Origin of the sequence: Enterococcus avium ATCC 14025 (genome assembly GCF_000406965.1) — a bacterium.
In the GTDB taxonomy this organism is placed as follows: Bacteria; Bacillota; Bacilli; order Lactobacillales; family Enterococcaceae; genus Enterococcus_A; species Enterococcus_A avium.
The window spans coordinates 52,023-70,427 of the sequence record NZ_KE136363.1 but is presented as its reverse complement, the minus strand read 5'-3'; the positions used below and the strand labels follow the sequence as shown (position 1 = coordinate 70,427).

20 protein-coding genes and 2 riboswitches are annotated in these 18,405 nt (G+C 39.0%); of the genes, 2 read left to right on the top strand and 18 right to left on the bottom strand.

The features are described 5' to 3' along the window. The first annotated feature begins 92 nt into the window (after positions 1 to 92). Positions 93 to 821, top strand: a complete 729-nt coding sequence (locus OMU_RS10470) for a DUF2087 domain-containing protein (RefSeq protein ID WP_016179884.1) — start codon at positions 93 to 95, stop codon at positions 819 to 821. Positions 822 to 844: 23 nt separating this feature from the next. After that, entirely contained in the window at positions 845 to 1,282 is a 438-nt protein-coding gene (locus tag OMU_RS10465) for a VOC family protein (protein ID WP_016179883.1), read from the top strand. A gap of 29 nt (positions 1,283 to 1,311) precedes the next feature. Here the strand turns inward: OMU_RS10465 and OMU_RS10460 are convergent, their stop codons facing one another. From OMU_RS10460 to OMU_RS10365, 18 genes are all read right to left on the bottom strand, one after another. Beyond that, positions 1,312 to 2,178, bottom strand: a complete 867-nt coding sequence (locus OMU_RS10460; protein WP_016179882.1) for an arginase family protein — start codon at positions 2,176 to 2,178, stop codon at positions 1,312 to 1,314. Positions 2,179 to 2,300: 122 nt separating this feature from the next. Beyond that, positions 2,301 to 2,519, bottom strand: coding sequence for a hypothetical protein (locus tag OMU_RS10455; RefSeq protein WP_016179881.1), 219 nt, complete (start codon positions 2,517 to 2,519; stop codon positions 2,301 to 2,303). Next, positions 2,500 to 2,775, bottom strand: coding sequence for a hypothetical protein (locus tag OMU_RS10450; protein WP_171030587.1), 276 nt, complete (start codon positions 2,773 to 2,775; stop codon positions 2,500 to 2,502). The genes OMU_RS10455 and OMU_RS10450 overlap by 20 nt, the downstream gene beginning before the upstream one ends. Before the next feature lie 233 nt (positions 2,776 to 3,008). After that, positions 3,009 to 5,279: an ATP-binding cassette domain-containing protein gene (locus OMU_RS10445; RefSeq protein WP_016179879.1), complete on the bottom strand. Its 2,271-nt coding sequence runs from the start codon at positions 5,277 to 5,279 to the stop codon at positions 3,009 to 3,011. Positions 5,280 to 5,448: 169 nt separating this feature from the next. Beyond that, entirely contained in the window at positions 5,449 to 6,609 is a 1,161-nt protein-coding gene (gene grdD, locus OMU_RS10440) for a glycine/sarcosine/betaine reductase complex component C subunit alpha (RefSeq protein ID WP_016179878.1), read from the bottom strand. A gap of 11 nt (positions 6,610 to 6,620) precedes the next feature. Next, positions 6,621 to 8,156, bottom strand: coding sequence for a glycine/sarcosine/betaine reductase complex component C subunit beta (gene grdC / locus OMU_RS10435; protein ID WP_016179877.1), 1,536 nt, complete (start codon positions 8,154 to 8,156; stop codon positions 6,621 to 6,623). Positions 8,157 to 8,168: 12 nt separating this feature from the next. Further along, positions 8,169 to 8,492 carry a thioredoxin TrxA gene (trxA, locus tag OMU_RS10430; protein ID WP_016179876.1) on the bottom strand — a complete coding sequence of 108 codons (324 nt, stop codon included), beginning with the start codon at positions 8,490 to 8,492 and terminating at the stop codon, positions 8,169 to 8,171. Next, positions 8,489 to 9,457, bottom strand: a complete 969-nt coding sequence (locus tag OMU_RS10425; protein WP_016179875.1) for an NAD(P)/FAD-dependent oxidoreductase — start codon at positions 9,455 to 9,457, stop codon at positions 8,489 to 8,491. The genes trxA and OMU_RS10425 overlap by 4 nt, the downstream gene beginning before the upstream one ends. A 62-nt stretch (positions 9,458 to 9,519) precedes the next feature. Further along, the gene (gene grdB / locus OMU_RS10415) at positions 9,520 to 10,821 is read right to left on the bottom strand and encodes a glycine reductase complex selenoprotein B (RefSeq protein ID WP_081638477.1); all 1,302 of its coding nucleotides are present in this window, start codon (positions 10,819 to 10,821) and stop codon (positions 9,520 to 9,522) included. A 17-nt stretch (positions 10,822 to 10,838) separates the two neighbouring features. Next, positions 10,839 to 11,312 (bottom strand): glycine/sarcosine/betaine reductase complex selenoprotein A, encoded by a 474-nt coding sequence (gene grdA, locus OMU_RS10410; RefSeq protein ID WP_081638476.1) that lies wholly within the window; start codon positions 11,310 to 11,312, stop codon positions 10,839 to 10,841. 23 nt (positions 11,313 to 11,335) lie between these two features. Next, positions 11,336 to 12,622 carry a glycine/sarcosine/betaine reductase component B subunit gene (locus OMU_RS10400; RefSeq protein ID WP_016179870.1) on the bottom strand — a complete coding sequence of 429 codons (1,287 nt, stop codon included), beginning with the start codon at positions 12,620 to 12,622 and terminating at the stop codon, positions 11,336 to 11,338. A gap of 40 nt (positions 12,623 to 12,662) precedes the next feature. Next, positions 12,663 to 13,049, bottom strand: coding sequence for a GrdX family protein (locus tag OMU_RS10395; RefSeq protein WP_034877103.1), 387 nt, complete (start codon positions 13,047 to 13,049; stop codon positions 12,663 to 12,665). A 111-nt stretch (positions 13,050 to 13,160) separates the two neighbouring features. Beyond that, a riboswitch (glycine riboswitch) is annotated at positions 13,161 to 13,230 on the bottom strand. A gap of 3 nt (positions 13,231 to 13,233) precedes the next feature. Then, a riboswitch (glycine riboswitch) is annotated at positions 13,234 to 13,338 on the bottom strand. 258 nt (positions 13,339 to 13,596) lie between these two features. Then, the gene (locus OMU_RS10390; RefSeq protein ID WP_233421645.1) at positions 13,597 to 13,968 is read right to left on the bottom strand and encodes a phosphotransferase; all 372 of its coding nucleotides are present in this window, start codon (positions 13,966 to 13,968) and stop codon (positions 13,597 to 13,599) included. Then, positions 13,902 to 14,531 (bottom strand): phosphotransferase family protein, encoded by a 630-nt coding sequence (locus OMU_RS10385; RefSeq protein ID WP_016179867.1) that lies wholly within the window; start codon positions 14,529 to 14,531, stop codon positions 13,902 to 13,904. The genes OMU_RS10390 and OMU_RS10385 overlap by 67 nt, the downstream gene beginning before the upstream one ends. Before the next feature lie 336 nt (positions 14,532 to 14,867). Beyond that, positions 14,868 to 15,644, bottom strand: a complete 777-nt coding sequence (locus tag OMU_RS10380) for a sialate O-acetylesterase (protein ID WP_016179866.1) — start codon at positions 15,642 to 15,644, stop codon at positions 14,868 to 14,870. Positions 15,645 to 15,746: 102 nt separating this feature from the next. After that, positions 15,747 to 16,163, bottom strand: a complete 417-nt coding sequence (locus tag OMU_RS10375; protein WP_016179865.1) for a GFA family protein — start codon at positions 16,161 to 16,163, stop codon at positions 15,747 to 15,749. Between the two features lie 81 nt (positions 16,164 to 16,244). After that, positions 16,245 to 16,976, bottom strand: coding sequence for a helix-turn-helix domain-containing protein (locus OMU_RS10370; protein ID WP_016179864.1), 732 nt, complete (start codon positions 16,974 to 16,976; stop codon positions 16,245 to 16,247). Positions 16,977 to 17,269: 293 nt separating this feature from the next. Further along, positions 17,270 to 18,400, bottom strand: a complete 1,131-nt coding sequence (locus tag OMU_RS10365; protein WP_016179863.1) for a tyrosine-type recombinase/integrase — start codon at positions 18,398 to 18,400, stop codon at positions 17,270 to 17,272. Positions 18,401 to 18,405: the final 5 nt, after the last annotated feature.

Here is an 18,405-nt window from a genome sequence, read left to right as displayed (position 1 = left end):
AAGCACTTATCTTTATAAAACTTTAAAGACGTTTGCAACCTTATTTGCAAACTATAAATAAATATGTTAGCATTTAAATAGGAGGAATTATTATGAAGAGTGATTTAACCATCAAAGAAATAAAAAAAGGCTATTCAAAAAAAGGCGACTTTCTTTTCCAATGCTTGTATTGTGATCAAACCTTTGATGATCGCTTCGTCTACCCGCTTAATGAAGGCAACAGCCAACTAGCCCGAGCAGAAGGCGCAATGATTTATCATATAAAACATGAACACCACGGCCCTTTTGACGCGTTGATCAATCTTGATAAAAATCAAACAGGTCTAAGCGACACACAGAAAACCTTTCTGACGCTGTTTAATAAAGACATTGATGATCAGGAAATAGCCGAACAGCTGAATATTACAACTTCTGCCGTAAGGAATCATCGCTTCAAATTTAAAGAAAAGAAACGGCAGGCCAAAATTTTGTTAGCCTTATTGGAATCCATTGAAGAAAAAGATCAGGGAAATTTTATAGCGAATTCCATCATTGATTCTGATGAACGATTCATTTCCACAGAAAAGGAAAGAGAAAAAGTTTTTAAAACTTTTCTCGACGAAAATGGTAAAGCCAATCAAATTCCAAAAAAAGAAAAAAAGCGAATTATTCTCATTCAAAAACTCGCAGAAAATTTTACTTCTGAAAAACAATATAGCGAAAAAGAAATCAATGAGATTATTTCGAGGATGTTCGAAGATTATGTTACGATTAGACGATATCTCATAGAATACGGAATTTTAGGTCGAACTGTTGATGGCAGGACTTATTGGAAACTATAGCTTTTTTGAAGGGAGAGTTAAGAATGGCATTACCTATGAAAGTGGATCATCTGCAAGTTACGGTGAAGAATATTGATACGGCTGAAGTATTTTATGATGGGTTGATGGAGGCTTTGGGCTTTGATTTGAATAAAAAAATCAACGTCTATTTAGAAGATTTGGATATGAATGTTATCGAATATCTCGATCAATCCTATGATTTTGGTATCTGTTCACCTCTTAAAGAGTATCAAGAGGAAACAATCCATAGACGAAAACCCGGAGCGGTTCATCATATCGCCTTCCAAGCTCCTTCTAGAAATGAAGTCAATCGAATCTATCAAAAGGTACTTGAACTTGGTGCTGAGATTTTAGATGAGCCACAAATTTTTCCGCAACATGGACCAAATTATTATGCTCTTTTTTTTAACGATCCAGATGGAATCAAGTATGAGATCGTGAATAATGATGATCATGTTTAAAAAAGTCAGCGAATCCACGCTGACTTTTTTCATTCTTTAAATATCTCTACGTTCTCTAAAGTTTTGCGTAAATTGATCGCATCCCAAGGTAAATATTCACCGATACTAAACCCTACGATTTCAGCTCTTTCAGAAACATCCCTAATGATCCGGGCAATTTGTTCGAGTGTCATTGTTCCAATCGGGGCAAGAAATTTTTCTACATCCAAGTATGGTTTACCAGGATTAATCGACCGGTAGTCCAGAGGAGACAATACATCTAAATCAAAATGAATCGCCAAGTGCTTCAATTGATTTTGATTCATCCAATTAATGATTGCATAACTATCCTCCACCAATTTATCTGGTGTGAGATAATTCATCTTCAAATCATCGACTTGGTGGTCGCACGGACGCAGTTCTTCATATTTTAGCCCCGCGAGCATAACCTGCTCGACTGTGAAGGGGTGGCGAATTTTTTCGGCAAACTGTGGTGCTCCGTGACCTAAAAGATTCCCCAGTACATGCATGTGCCCTTTTTGACTGTCATTAATGGTCGACATATCGGAATGCGCATCCAACCAAAGAATTCCCAGCGAGTTAGAATATTTTCCATGTAAATAATCGAAGGGAGCTTGAGAAATGGAACAATCCCCACCCAAAGTAATGACTTTTTCAGGTTGCTTTTCCGTTAGAACCCTCGAAGCCTCTGACAGCTGTTTTAATAAACTATTCCCACCAATTACACCATTTTCAAGCAGTAATTCTTTTGAGGTATTTTCATCAACTGTGATTTGAATTGTCTCTGCTTTATTACTTTGCGGAACAATATGTCTCAACAATTCAGAACCAAAAAGATAATTTGGATTATTTCCTCCCTGCCATTGAGGAAATACTAATCGGAGCGTTTTGCTCATAAAATTTGCCTCCTTCAATTCCGTTTTCTTCACACCTTTACCCGATACGGATTTATTCCCTTAAGTATACAAGCCTTCTGCTATGAGAAGCAATTGCTCTTGAAAAGAAAAAAGAATCGGGACTAACAATCAAGTCCCAATTCTTCATGTACATACAAAGACATTTCTTCATTCTGATCAATCAAACGGTAGAAGTATTTAAGTTGTTCATCTTCTCTTGCCGCAACAAATGCTTCAGGCAAATCCATGCATTTTTGAATGGCAAAAATCCAGATATCTGCAATAAATTCATCACACATCTTTTGATGAATGAGGCTTAAATTAAAAGTATTCACTGGCATATTCTTCCACCTCCTGTTTTTCTTGCTCTGACCGAAAGACAATGACTAATCCTTTAGAATCCGCCGATAATACCATTTCTATTCCTGTTACTTCACTGCTGCGTGCCAAAACATAATAATATAACTGATCCACACTCCAGCCTTTTGCGGCTAATGTAACCATATCCAAACACAATTTATCTACTTTTAGTTCTACTTCTGGTGTTGCGTACACCATCATGGGTGCATAGCAACAGATATTTTTTAATCGATCCATCACAATCATCCCCTCTTAAGTATAACAAAAAAAGGCTTTCAAAAAGTGACAAATCCATCCAATATCTTTTAAAAAATGAAAGAATATTCACTAAGACTATTTGAACTTGTGGCCTTAAAAAAGTCAATCTAAACGTTTTTTTAACTTATAATCTGTGAACTGTTTTTTATCAAAGACTGGACCGCAAAAAATTAACCAATCCAAGTTCTGTTAAACAAAAATCTCCTGCTGCCTTAGCAGGAGATCGAGTTTTTGATCATTTCACTACTTTTCTTCAAGTATTCACCAGTGATCGTTCCGCTTTCTAATAAATCTTCAGGCACACCGCTAAAAACAACGTTGCCACCGTTCACACCACCATCTGGCCCAATATCTATGATCCAATCGGCTTGCTTGATAATTTCACTATGGTGTTCAATGATGATCAATGTATTCCCGTTTTCTACCATTCGTTGAAATAGTTCGTTTAATTTTTTAATATCTGATAGATGTAGACCAGTTGTCGGTTCGTCTAAAACAAACACAGACTCATTTTGTGTGATTGCTTTGGTTAGTTTTAACCGCTGACGTTCACCGCCAGAAAGTGTGACTAAATTTCGACCAATTGGCAAATAGGTTAGTCCTGTATCAATCATGGCTTGAAGTTTTTCGATTAATTTTCTACTGCCAAGCCCTTCATAGAAATCTTGCAGTTCTTTCGGTGTCATGTCTAGTACATCTAAAATTGTACAGCCTCTTAAACGGTAGCTTAACGCTTCATCGGAAAATCGGTTCCCTCCACAAGCTTCACATTCATTTACAATAGGGTCCATGAAAACTAACTCCACCAGTGTCTCTCCCTTGCCATGACACGTTGGACAAGCTCCAGTTGAATTAAAACTGAACATACCGGCTGGGACATTGTTTGCTTTAGCGAAGGTCCGACGAATTTCATCGTAAATACCTAAATACGTAGCTGGAGTGGCACGATTCGTCGCTTTGATTGGTGCTTGATTGATGATGGAGATTTCATTAGGAAATTGTTCGGGCAAGACTTTTGTAATTAGTGTAGATTTTCCTGAGCCAGCTACGCCAGTGATGACTGTCAATACATATTTGGGAATATCGACTGTCACATTTTTTAAATTGTGTAAATTCGCTTCTTTGATTGTCATTTTTTCATGCCAGCTGCGAGGCTCAGTATTGATGGGTAATGTCTGACAAATTTCTTTTCCCGTTAGGCTGTCTGATTGAAGTAGAGCTGGATAATCTCCACGAAAAATGATTTCTCCGCCCTGTTTCCCTGCCAAGGGACCAATATCAATGACTTCATCAGCAATTGCAATAACATCTGGGTCATGCTCCACCACAAATACCGTATTCTCCTTATCTCGAAGATCCTGTAGCAGCCGATTGATACGAGAAACATCACGCGCATGCATTCCGGTGCTTGGTTCATCAAAGATATAGAACATGCCGTTCAACGCGCTTCCCATATGTTTCACCAATTTCACTCGTTGTGCTTCTCCACCAGACAAGGTCGGAGTTTGCCGATCTAATTGTAAATAATCCAATCCTATATCGATTAGCCGTTGAACCTGTCGCTTAATTTCATCGATGACCTCTTTCACTTCAGGATAGTATAGTTGATTTAGAAACAGTAGTAGTTGATTCATATCCATCTGAACACAGTCTGCAATGGAGCACTCGTTAATTTTCACAGACAAGGTTTCCTGATTCAAACGGCGACCTTCGCAATCCGGACAAGGCGCTTCATACAACAATTCCTTCAATTTTTCCTCATACATTTTGCTGCGCTCGGACAGATCGCGCTTCAAAATAATCCGCTCATAATTGCGACAGATTCCTTCCAATTTCGGATTAAGTGGAATCGAATCCTTTTCTGGATGCCCATAGATTAACTGATTCCATTGAGAGACGGTTAAATCCTTTAACGGCTGATCGTTAGCAAAAAAGTCTGCCGCTGCATACTGCTTCCAGTACCAATTTCCAACCGCGTATCTAGTATCATTAACCGCGCCTTGATTCCAAGATTTTTCACGATCGATTAATTTTTCAAGATTGATTTGATTTACACGGCCTAGTCCAGAGCATGTTTGACACATGCCTTGAGGATGATTGAATGAAAACTGGCTCGCCGACCCAATGTGGGGTTGACCGATTCTGGAATATAACAAACGTAATAGAGAATAGGTCTCGGTAATCGTACCAACTGTAGAGCGTTGATTCCCACCTAAAGGAGTTTGATCGATCACGATTGCAGGATTCAGATTCTCAATCCTTTCTGCTTTCGGTTTGATGAACTTAGGCATCCGATTCCGTACAAATGCAGAGTAATTTGCATTCATCTGTCGTTGTGCTTCAGCCGCGATTGTATCAAATACTAGGCTAGATTTTCCCGAACCTGACACCCCTGTAAATACAATCAGCTTGTTCTTCTCGATCTCTAATGAAAGATGTTGCAAATTGTTTTGTGTGAGACCGATTAATCTCAATGGTTTCATCTGATTCCCCCCTTACCAATCTAGTCTAAACTCTTCCGCAACTGGAGAGTCAAGGCGGGATTGAAATTCTTTTTAAAACATTCCATCTAATTCTAATGAACCTTTAAAGTAAAAACTTCTTGCTTTAACAAAGCAAAAAACCAGCTCAATTACTGAACTGGTCCCCTCACTATAAATAATTCGCTTTTTTCAATTCATTTTGAGCAGCTATCAGATTTTTCTCATTAACTAAGATGATTGGCCCAGTGCAGCCCATTCCGCTTTCAGCATAAATCTCAGCTTCCCACAGAATTTTTACCGCATCCTCCAACTCCATGATTTCGATCCCAGCAATTTCACTGGTAACGATCTCCTTAGCAGGCGGATCAATCTCTTTCTTCGCTTCGGGTACTGCAGTTGCGGTTAGCTCTGAGCAAATTTGCTTCAGTCCAGCTTCATCAGCTTTCCGATATTCCGTCAAGCTTACCCTATCAAGTTTTCCTTTAGCCAACTCGTAAGCATACTCTAAAGCATTAGTAATCACAGGAGCGCCGCTAGCACGAGAGATGATACAAATATTGCGATCATAATTTCTTCCGATTCCTGGACCATAGCCTGAGCCTGTCGTTTCGTAATTTCCTCCGCTTGAACTTGCTGAGAAAAGCTTCATCAAAATATTGCCAGTCAAACTATCACAAACAACAACATCAACGCTGCTTAATAACAAATCGTTCCCTCGTAGAACTTTTCCGCCATCCTCACGTTGACTTTCGCCAAAGTTAATTTCATACCCCTTTTCTTGTAACTCAGTCAATGAACGTTCAACTGTTTTTGCTCCCTCAATATTTAAGATCCCAATAGTTGGTTGCTTGATACCGCAAGTTTTTGCTACGATAATTCCATTAATCGCATTCAACACCATCGCTTCGTTGCGAACACCGCTAGTCGTCCCGGTCGTTGTGGCAATAAACATTTCACGACCAAGAGCTGGAGTAACAACTTTTCCGACAGTGGAAACACCGATTGGAAAATTATAATGTAACGTGACACATCCTTGTATTTCTCCGCTGTCTAGCAATTCCTCCATTAACTCAGAGGATTCCTTTTGACAGTCGGCTGTCGAGTAGTGCTCGAAATCTTTCGCCCAGTCAACGTCACTTCCGATCAATACAACATCAAAAAGATTCTTTTGCTTACTGGTATAAGCAGCCTGTTTCATCACAGCCATACCGAGCTCACTGCCATCAATGGTCAAGCCAATTTTGAGTCTGGACTCCATTCGTCCGGTTTCTAGACTAGTCGCCAAATCTTCAAACACTTTCTTGACTGTTTCTTTTACTTGATCAGACATTGAATCCACCTCTATTCTACTGAAAGATTGGCAGCGAAACTTCTCAAGGCCTGCGCAACTTCTCGTTTAACTAGTTCCTCTAAATCCTGCTGATTCTCATCTGATACTTTTCCATTGTTTCGTTCAATTAAGATCGATACACCATCAAATAAATTTGTCATTCGTCCTAAAAAGAGCGAACCTTTTCCAACGATCATGGCACGATTTTTCTCACCAGCAACCAAATCTTCAGCGGCAAACCCTAAATAAGGAATCCCACTAGGAATATGTCCTTGCGTCGGCGCCCAACCAACTAGTGATTTTTCATTAACAAAAGTCATCAAATCTTTTTTCTCGATATCTTTCCGTAAAACGCCGATTGCGCCAATCATTTTTAAGTTTGCTAACGGAACATCCCCAGCTCCTGCTGGTTTCGTAATATCGGGATTTTGCATTTCTACTGAGTAAACATCGACATCTTTGATGGTTAATTGAGCCTTTTCTAAAATACTGGCGATCAAGGCCGTTGTCACCGCCTGAGGACTCGATCCACTGCCAACTTCATGTTTACCAGTCAAATCATGTCGCAAAATCGGATGCACGCCATCATTTTCACTGATCAGTGCGGCGAATCCACCTAAGACATCCTCCAAAATTGGAAAGCCTTTGCCAACATGTGATTTTCCGTTCATTCCTAGTTTGGCAGTTGCCCCGCCGGCTACTAGCACGACGTTTTTATGCGTACCCGCTGCTACTAGAGAAGCTGCGGTAATCAACGCATGTGTCGGGCCAGCACAGAAACTGCGAATATCGGAACCTGTCGCATGGACACAGCCGCATAACTCAGCGATCGATTTAGCGAAATTACCGCCACCTCGTTGATTCATATCCCCACAAGCTTCTTCGCTGCACTCGATCACATAATCAATTTCTTTAGGATCAAGCTGATGCTTTTCTATCAATTGTCGCAATGCCAAAACACCACTTGCCTTTACCACAAGATTTTCCAGCATCACATGAGCGTTTAAATTCGCGTCAATCTGGTGAGCAGGACTGACACAGCCGACTAATTTTCGATCATAGTATAATCCTTCGGCATCATTTTCAGCCAACTCATTTTCGATCCACTCAAGCGGTTTTTCACTTTTAATTTTATCTACATCCTCCTTAAAAAGCGAATGTGCCGCCAAAGCCGCTCGAACTTCTTCTGCAAAAGCTTCTTCTAAATGCACCAATTCAAAAACATCGGCAATCTGTAATAAGCCGTAAAATTCTAATTCCGGCATAATCTCGCCGAATTTCCCTTCACGTTTGCCTTCAATGGAATGATTTACCCATGGCTGTGGCAGATTTTTCAATTCTTGATAGCTTAGATTTCCAATAAATGTTTGGTTTGGTGCATAATTGACTACCTCATCATAACTACGGATATGATCATATAGATTTGCCAAATATGGACTATCTGGGGTTGTAATTTTCTCTGTTGTTTGTGTGGTGCCGTTGTGCTCGATCATATCTGGTGTATGAACTAAAACATAACTCGCTCCACGTAAAGTCGCATAATTCATAAGCATCCCGCCCTAAATGTATTTCTGAATCATTTCTTCGATGGCTTCTTTCGTGCAGTCATCCTTCGCTACTTCATCGACCTTTTCACCATTTTTATAAATCGAAATAACCGGCAGCCCTAAAATCTTATGTTGAATGCAAAAACGACGAACTTTTTTCTGCGAGGTATTAAATTTTGTAAAACGAATTTTATCTCCGTACTGGTCATACAGTTCTTCCACATCAGGCATCAAAGCTAGACAGTTTTCACAGGTCTCTCCCCACCAATCTACTAATACAGGCGTCTCCTGTTCCAATACTTCTACACCAAAATTATCAATAGTTAACTCGATCATGCTGTTGGTACCTCCCTTTTGATTTTTTCTACATATTTTTGAGCTGAGAAGGCGGCGATCGCACCATCACCAGTCGCAGTCACCACTTGTCGCAATACTTTTGGTCGCATATCGCCAGCCGCAAAGACGCCTTCAATTGGCGTACACATCGCCTCATCAGTAATCATGTATCCGTATTTATTTAATGGAACTTTGCCTTCATATAATTTGGTGCTGGGCACATTGCCGATAAAGACAAAAATTCCAAATAAGCCATCCTCTTCGTCTGCTTCAAAACGAGTGAACTCACCGGTCTTCGTATTACGAATTGTCATCGCCTCGACCATTCCGTCGCCTTCGATACTTTCTACTACGGAATCGAAAATATAGTCGATCTTGTCATTGGCCTTGGCTTGTTCGACAGCAATTGCGTCTGCCGTTAACTCACTCAGATTTTGAATAATGTGAACTTTGCGAGCAAAAGTGGTAATGAACATTGCCTCTTCAACCGCCGAGTTTCCTCCTCCGATTACATAAACTTCCATATCTTCAAAAAAGGCCCCATCACAGGTTGCACAATAGGAGACGCCTTTTCCAGCTAATTCTCGCTCACCTCTACAGCCAATTTCTCTTGGAAACGCACCGTTTGCACAGATAACTGCATGGGATTCGTAGACACTACCATCTTTACAAGTGATTTTTTTGATTTTCCCATCAAGTTCTAAATCCGTTACTTCTTTCCGAAGCTGAACCTCAGCCCCGAATTGTTCAGCCTGTTCAGCCATACGTTTGATCAATTCTGGTCCAGAGGTTTCTTCCTCAGTTTGTTTGATTGATCCGGGAAAATTGGCGATTTCATGGGTTGAAACGATTTGTCCCCCTAATTTTGTTTTTTCTAAAAGTAAAACATTCAAACGAGCTCTTGCATTATAGATAGCCGCGGTTAATCCAGCAGGACCGCCGCCGATGATTATTACGTCATACATTAAGTGAACTCCTTTCTGCTCAATTAACCGCCTGAGTGATGATTCACTCAGGCAGTATTCATTTATTCAAAAACGGTTTGTTCATCTACTGGTGTAGTCATTGCCTTTAAGGCTTTCTCGACAATGCCGCGACGTAGTTTTTGTTCTTCCTTCAAGCTTAGGCTTGGATTTCCTAAAGGATGAGGAATTGCAACTGCTGGTACGATTCGATTCGCGCCAACGGTTTGTGAAATTGGAACAACTGTACAAATGTGAATCACAGGTAAGCCTGTTTTTTCAATCTCTTTCACCATCGTTGCACCGCAACGCGTACAGGTTCCTCAGGTGGAGGTTAAAATAACAGCGTCGACTCCATCTGCTACTAATTTTTGAGCGATCTCAGCCGCATACTTCTTCGCATTGGCAACAGCCGTTCCGTTACCAACCGTTGTATAGAAGTAATTATGCAGGCTGCCGATCACGCCTTCTTTTTCCATTTCTCTCACTATATCTAATGGCAAAACACGGTTTGGATCTTGATTTGCATAAACAGGGTCATACCCGCCGTGAGCCGTTTCGTAAGAATCTGCCGTTAGTGTATCAACATTCTCGAGGGAATAGGTTCCATACTTTGATGCACTACTCGATTCAATTCGATCTGGATTGCCTTTAGGAACAATTCCGCCAGAAGTTACAAGCGCAATTCTCGCTTTTGACAGATCACTTATCGCGGTGGCTGGCGCGACGTTATCAAATTCAGGCATTGGGTATTCAGTCGTAAATTCCTCGTCCTTCAATTTACGCACGAGCATTTCAACGGCTCTTGCTGAACCACGTTTTTCATCCTGAAAATTTTTACGATAACGAACAAAGTAATTATCCGCTTCTGGCGAAACTTGTTCTTTTTTCAACAATTTCAACGCAAGACTGGCAATCACAGGTACCGCCTTTCTCATACCAGCCGCACTGTTTCTGGTCGGTACGATATAGGCAGCCTTTTTGTACATCTCAACTCCCGGATTTTCTTCATACATACCGGTCACTGCTGGAATACCAAGTTCAGACATGACTGCTTGAGCAACTTCCCCGCAAGCAATACCATATCTGCCTGCATTAAACGCTGGTCCTGCAATAACGATATCTGGTTCAAATTGTTTAATCCGATCTAATACATCCTTTTTGGCACTATCCAAGTTCTCATTAAAGAAACTGTCGCCACACACGACGGTGCCGACGATTTCTGCCTCATCGCCAAATGAATTCATAAAAGCAAGACCTGGTCCTACTACTTCAGCTTTTGAGAATGGTTGGATATCCGCCTTTTCTTCACCACCAATTCCAGCATAAAACTGGTTGATGTAGTGAACAACTTTAAACTTAGTCATAAGACGCTCCTTTATTATTAGTATTTCCCGTATTGATTCCTCATTTCAGAAACCTCTTCAATGATGTCATCAACATCTAAAACCATTTCCATCATGCCAATCTGCTCTTCAAAAACATCTGAGTCGACAACTTCTTTAAATTCTGGCTCTACAGCGTGATATACAGCTAAACCTAGCTGTTCATTGGTCAATGGACCTGCATACGTAGGGTCTCCGTTCGTTACAGTTTCAGCAGCTAATCCAGCTGCTTCTCCTTCGGCAGCACCGATCAGAACGACCACGTTCTCTGCTCCGAAGTTTTCTGCTGCTTCTTTTACTCTACGTTGATTTTCTAAGTCCATTGCCCCAGCGGCCGTTCAGACGAAACATTCTGTGGATGAGAATATTACGTCAGCTCCGGTACCCTCAATGCAAGCTTCGATTGCTTGACCTGGGATACCATCACGGTCGCCGATCACTAAGACTTTTTTATTTTTTAAATCTAAAGTCATTAGTATTTCCTCCCTATTATGATTTAAACGCCTTTTGCAGACATTTTGTTAAAACCAAGTTCATTTGTTGCACCGGTAATTGCCTGGATTTCAACTTCAATCGTGCCATCTTGTTTCAAGCTGCCATCAAAGCCGCCTGCAATGACATCGACATAATCTAATTGTCCGATCAAGCGATCCATTTTTGGTAATTGGATCGTTTCATTCGCGTTTCCGCCAGTAACGACTGCAGTGGCTAATTTATCCGCATCTGCTAACGACTGGCTAGCTCCGTCTCTTCCAGCATATTCATCTGTAACAATTACTGTTTTAATCCCTTTTTCTTCGACTTTCTTGCAATTCATAATCAAATCTGTATCCGGATTTCCAAAGCCTTCTTGAGAAATAATCACACCATCCAATCCAAGATACTCGCTCAATTTTGCAACAAAATCACTAGAACGATGTTTATCTTTTAAATAAACGGTTTCGTTGGTGACAATCACACCGACAAAATTGATTTCTTTCCCATGCTGCTTATACAAATCAGCGATAACTGGGTTGTTCAAATGGTGATACGTCGTGTTTTTATCACACGCAGACACGCAGTTACCACTGATAATCGCACCGTCCATGACTTCTGTTGGATAGAGGATCGTTGGTACAATATGCTTGACATCTGTTCCATAAACATACGTATCATGCAAAAGCCCTTGTGTTTGCAGCATGTACACATAACCGATTTTAGGCAGATCAGGATATTGCTGGATCTGTTCTAACAAAGGTAATGTTTCGAAGGTTTCAATGCTGTCGGGCTCAACCTTTTCACCTAACCTGCCGATATAATCAGCTATTTTGAGTCCCGCAAAACGTGCCGCTTCTTCGTATAAATGAGGATCTAACTCTTCTTGCGGTTTTAACACTAAACAAATTTCGATCAATTGAGAAAATGGCGTTAATTCAGCCCCAGGGCCTTGCATATCCACGATTCCTTCTTGAAAGCCGACAATTTTACCGACTGTCATAACGCCGCAGCCCTTCAATACATGGGTACGACCACTGCCAACCACATCCACTTTATTGATCACACCAGGAAAAATTCCGGTTGTTGAACCGACCTTGCACCTTGGTTCGATCACATCTTTGACTGGTGTGATACGGATACTATCGCCTGGTTTAGCGATTTCGATCTCACAGCTGATTAATCGATCGTCTTCCAAAACTAACTCTTTGATTTTCGAAGGATCGAGGGTTAATCTGCCATTTTCAATTTTCTCTTCTTCGCCTAAAACAACTTCCTTGATTTCAATGTTACCAATTTCGAGTTTCATTTATTCACCTCAGTTCTTATTGGTTGCAGACCGTTGAATCCTATCTAGCCACCCCCATTCTATCCAACGTACTCTGCGCGATATAAAAATCTACAAAAGCAAAATCGTTGAGCACCGCTAAGGACCAATTAGGGCGCTGTTTGTTTTTTATAAATTTTTCGTAGACGGCTATCGCTGATTCAATAAATTCTAAACTCTCAATATCGATGTATTGAGAAGTGGTCTCTGAAGCAAAAATCGTTTTATAATAGGTTTCGTTTGGTTTGATGCTTCCACTTAACGGGTGCGACAGCAAGCGGACATGCTTTTCGATGATCTGTTGCTTTACCTTTGCCAAAACGTCTCCATAATCGCCCTCTAGATAGCAAAAGACAGCAAGTTCACTCATTTTTTCCTTCACCATTGGATTATTTGTTATGATAATCATTTACTCACCCAGTTTCTGATTGTGTTTTTTTTCACATGATGGACGCTTATTAGCCCTTGAAGAATATGCTTAGACCCAAAAAAGAGGACAACAACACACTGTGCCGTTGTCCTCTGTCACTAGCCTGAAAGATTCCCTCTACCCTGAGGTTGCTTCTTCGGCGCATTTCTGCTCTCCAGAGTTTTATCCAATTACGGTCCGTTTACCTGAGATGTTCACTGTGAATTCAGCTTGTTTCACAGCTTATACCTTCGGTGGCAGATTAGCTGCACTCTCCCGCAATTTTCTTTTTTTGCAAACGCTTTCTACAATTGAATAGTAACAAGTTCATCCAGCAAAATCAACCCTAGATTTTTTTCAATCTGATAAAAATATTTCTATTGCTATAGACAAATGCTTTTTAAAATTTGATTTTAAAGAACTAGGCTAACTATTTTCAACCTTTAATTATTTTAAACTGCGTAGCTGAGCTCATTTTAGGAGTACTTCAAAAAAAATCAAATTAAGCTAAGAAGAAGCTACGTTATGACAACGCAGCTTCTTCTCATTACATATAATAAATTGTTTTATCATCAACTAAAATATTCTCTTCATAGCCATTCAAACCATTTTGTATCTCAGCAATGCTTTCCACAAATAATTCTTCTATCTCAAACTCCTTGCCTAAATACACATTTTCAAGCTGATTATAAAATTCAATGAAGTCCAATTTATTTTGTAAATTACTTATTTCAATGCCATAATAACCTAGCATTTTGTGGACAAACGCTTGAGAAAAGCCTTCTTCATAGTCAAACAAAAGACAAATAAACTCCATATCACGATCATAAATCGCTATATCGCCAAAATCAATCAAGCCGCAAATGGTGTTTGTCTTTTGATCATAATAAACATTACTAGCACCAAAATCATTGTGAATGAGACATTTTTTTCGTTGAAATTCTGTTGCAAGATTCTTTTATAAACCTCGTCAATCTCTTGTTGTACCGATTTTTTCAAAAGAGGATATGCTGCCTGCTGAATCACTTCATATTCATATGCCGCTTTGGTCTTTTTATCTACCTCAAGTCCTTCTAAGGATACTGAAAGCTCAATTTCATGAAGGGTTTTGAAAAAAGCAGCTAACTCCTTCGCGATTTCGTTCTTCTGTTCTTCAGTCAATGTTGTCAAAATTTTGGCGTCGAGTGGAACCCCTTTGATTTTTTCTTGTCCGACAAAATCTAGTTGATTCGGCTTTTCTGCCTTTCCAATAAAACATATTTCTGGAACCTTGAGGGGTAATTTGTCGTTTATTTCTTTTAAAACAACTACCTCTTTATATAGATTTCTAGCTGCTCTAGCATGTCTTGGAAATTTAAACACGTAGGATTTATTGATCAGAAATGCCTCACTATCAAATCCCTTACCTAAAATTTCCATTGTTTCAATCGTTAATTCCGGATACGCCTGTCTGATTCTCGTCTTTGCTTGTTCCTTATCCATTAGCCACCTCATTATTTAAGTCTAGTTTCATATACAATACTTCAATGGGAAATGCGTATAATTAGATTTCACGAGATAATTATCAATGGTTAAATTAACCATACTAAAAAAATAAAGCACGACCACCCTTAATATTTGCACAGCTAATATATTATAAGAAATTGTGCTGTTTCCGTTAGAATTCATTGGTTTAAACGATATATTCAAAGGGGTTGTGATAGAAATTCCTTTTGGAACATCGTTTGTTCGGAAAAAGAAGCAGTAACACAACTTTTATCACAGCTCCAGTCTTCCTCTTCCTGCTTTCAACGTTAAGCATGAAAAACAAGTGCTTTTTCACTTAAAATCATTATATAGAAATTTCAGCATTTTTTTTAATAAATCGCTGATAATTAATCTTTCGTCTTCATCTCCGATAGCCTGAGAGACATTCGCTTTTTTCGAAAAAGCTTCATAATAACGAATACCAAATTGTCTTTGTGATTCTGCATTAATATGAATGCCATCAGGATTTGCCTGAAAATTCTCAGCGCTAACCAAATAACAATTTTGCTCTTCCGCTACGACTTTGGACATTTCCTGATTGATTTCCTTAAACTCAATCGCACTTAAACCAAATCCAGTTTTTCCCAAAAAATCAGGAAGTTCCCCAACAATAATCGGCAAGTTTGCTAATCCAAGTTCTTTTCGGAAATGATTAAATACGGCTTTTAATTTTTCAGCGTAATCCTTATAGTATCCATTTAAGCTATCATTTTCACCCTGATGCCATAAAATAGCGATCAGTTCACTTGATTCCATCGCAAATTTCGCTTCAACGAGGGCATGACGAGTTAACGGCTGGTTTTCTGCCCACTCATCGATAGCGCTTCCTCCCTCCGCACAAGGAATTAAGCCTAGCTTTTCATCAGGATGATCTTGTGACCATGCGGCCGCAAACGATGCAGCTGGTCCAATCCCTGAGACTTCTCGATCAAAATGAAGCGGTTCAGTCATCATCTGCCACCGACCATTGCGCAACATTTCAGTATTTTCATTATAAATTGCAGGAACATCCGTCAGATAACCACGACCTGCCATGTTTGATTGTCCAATTAATAAAACAGATTTCATTGTCTTCTCCTTACAAAAACGATCATATACTAACATTTTTAGTTGAATTATACTCCTATGCTAAAAAGCCCTTCTATATGATTCATAGAAAGGCTAACTGACTTAATCACTCACTTCTTGAAAGTTATGATCTAAACATGTTGTTTTATTCGCAAAATCATAATAATCTGGTTTGCGATCATAAAAAAGTTGTAAGCTAAAATCAGCATTTCTAATAATTTCTGGAAATAATTCCGCATTTAAACAAAAATGATCTCTGCCTAAGTGATGCCAAAATAGGTAGGTTCCGCAGGTAGAGCAAAAACATCTTTCCACTTCTTCATTAGATCGATAATATGTCGCAGAATCTTCCGCTAACTTTAAATCAACATTCTCACTTTTTTCGGGATCGATCGCCATTACTGGACCAGCCGACATTTTTCGGCACATATCACAATGACAACTATAGACAAAATTTCCGTAGTGCTTGATTGTTACCTGATTCTTTCCACACAAACAAGTTCCCTTCACATTTTCCATTTGATCACCTGCACTTTGCTATTTTCAGTAAATTATAGCATACAGGTTTCTTTATTTGTTTTTCTTCAGAAGTGAAATCTGCTACTTATTTAATAGATAATATTCATTTTCAGTTGTTTCGCTCTCAAATCTGCTTTGATTCAAGCGATAGCCTTTGCCCCAAGTCGTCTCAATAATATCTTCTTCAATTCCCAGTTCTTTTAATTTCCATCTGATTCGTTTAACCAGAATAGACATTTGTGCAAGATGAGAGTTATTAGGACATTCACCCCAAATCGCCTCTGACATCTCAACCCTTGAAACAATCTCACCATTAGAATCAATTAATTTCTGGAAGAAGATTTTCTCTTTATTTGACAATACATGAAGAATTGTTTGTATTTCTTTGTGTATCAGTTCTCCGTGTTGACTAAAGACCAATGTCTTTTCTCGTTCTCCTTTGCGTACATCAGCTAATATTGTCACTAAATACTCTCTTAATTGATCAAGAGGTGAATTATCGCTGATCCATCCGTCAACCCCTAATTCCTCTATCCTGTCACGTTCAGTTTCACTAGGGATCATTGAAACCTTGCGAAAGAAAAGGTTGTTTTTTCGAAATTCAGAAATTAATTGTCGTGCCTCATCATCATTAATGGTATCACTGATAATAATTCCGGCGAAGGTATCGTCAATCTTAGTTGTATCAATTCGATGTAAAAGTTTTTCAAATAAAATTTTCGAGCAGAAAACTTCATAATTTAAAGTTTGTAAATTATTTTGTAGCGTTTGCTCAAATAATATATTTTTAGTTAAAATTAAAAGAGGTTTCATTTGAACCACACCTTTCCTTTTCTTAAGGATATTTTTTTTAATAGCGATGCGTAAATCAGACAAAAAAACATGGGTATTGGTCTTATCCTTTCAATTTTTTTACCCCCTAAATCTAATTATTTGTCATTCTCTAAAACTTCACTATAATAGCTATCTGTAGAGTGTTTATTTCTTATTAGATTACCTAATAAGAAATAGATATGTTTAGCCTTGGCAGATTAATGTCGATACGTAGTCATGACGTTTTTCATGACGGCTTATAGTCTTAAAAAAAAAGCTCATTCAGAGCTTTTTTAGCTTGCAATCGACGTATTTTCGAAAAGAGAATCAAGCTTTTGAACTGCTTCTCTTCTTTTTTCCATCATTGAATCTGTGTATGTATCTAGCGTCATCTTAACCGATGAATGTCCCAACAATCGACTAATACTAGCGACGTCTACACCATTTTCCAAACAACGTGTTGCAAAGGTGTGACGAAGTGAATGAAAAGAAAAATTATCTAAGCCGCTACCGGATAGTATCCGTTTGTACCGATAGCTTACTGTACGCGGTTCTATGCGTTTTCCATTAAAATTAACTACGTATTCAGAATTACTTTTGGCATGTAACTTAGTTAAGAAAGTAGTTAACTTCTTTGCTAACGGAATAACACGAATGGATTCTAATGTTTTAGGTTTTTCTTCGATAATTTGCGTGCGATGATCCAGCGAATTCTCATCTGACACTCTAATAATCGTTCGTCGAACAAATAGTATTTGCTCATTAAAATCGATATCACTCCACTTTAGTCCGCAAATTTCCCCGATCCGCATCCCTGTATAAAGAGCGATAATAACTGGCACTCCAGCGGGTGTATCAATAAACAAATTTTCCATCTGTTTTTGTTCCGTTATAGATAAAGCACGAACTCGATTCTTTGTCTTTTTGGGTAATACAGCCTGCTCACAAGGGTTTCTTACCAAGCAGCCTTCTTCGACTGCAATTTTTAAATTACTATTTAGTACAGTATAGATAAGGTGAATCGTTCCGACCGCTAGACCTTTCATCGTTAAGATTTCGATCAGCATTTGAATATTATCCTTCGTAAGCTTGCCTATTTTTATTGATCCAAGTAGTGGAAAAACATGATTCCTCAATAACCGAAAATAATTTGTATAGGTAGAAGGTTTCACTTCTTTTTTTATTTTTGTAGTCATACATTCTCGTATCCAATATTCTAACGATTCATCGCTTTTTGGACTTGTGATCAAGGATGTCTCTAAATGTTTGGCCTTTACCACTAGCAATCTTTCCTTAACTTCTCGATAGCTTTTTCCGTAGATGTATCCGTAAACGATTTGATTATGTTCATCGCGTGCTTTGATAAAACGGCCTTCCCAACGTCCGTCCTTTCGTTTATAAATATTTTCTCCTTTGCGTGGCAAATTAA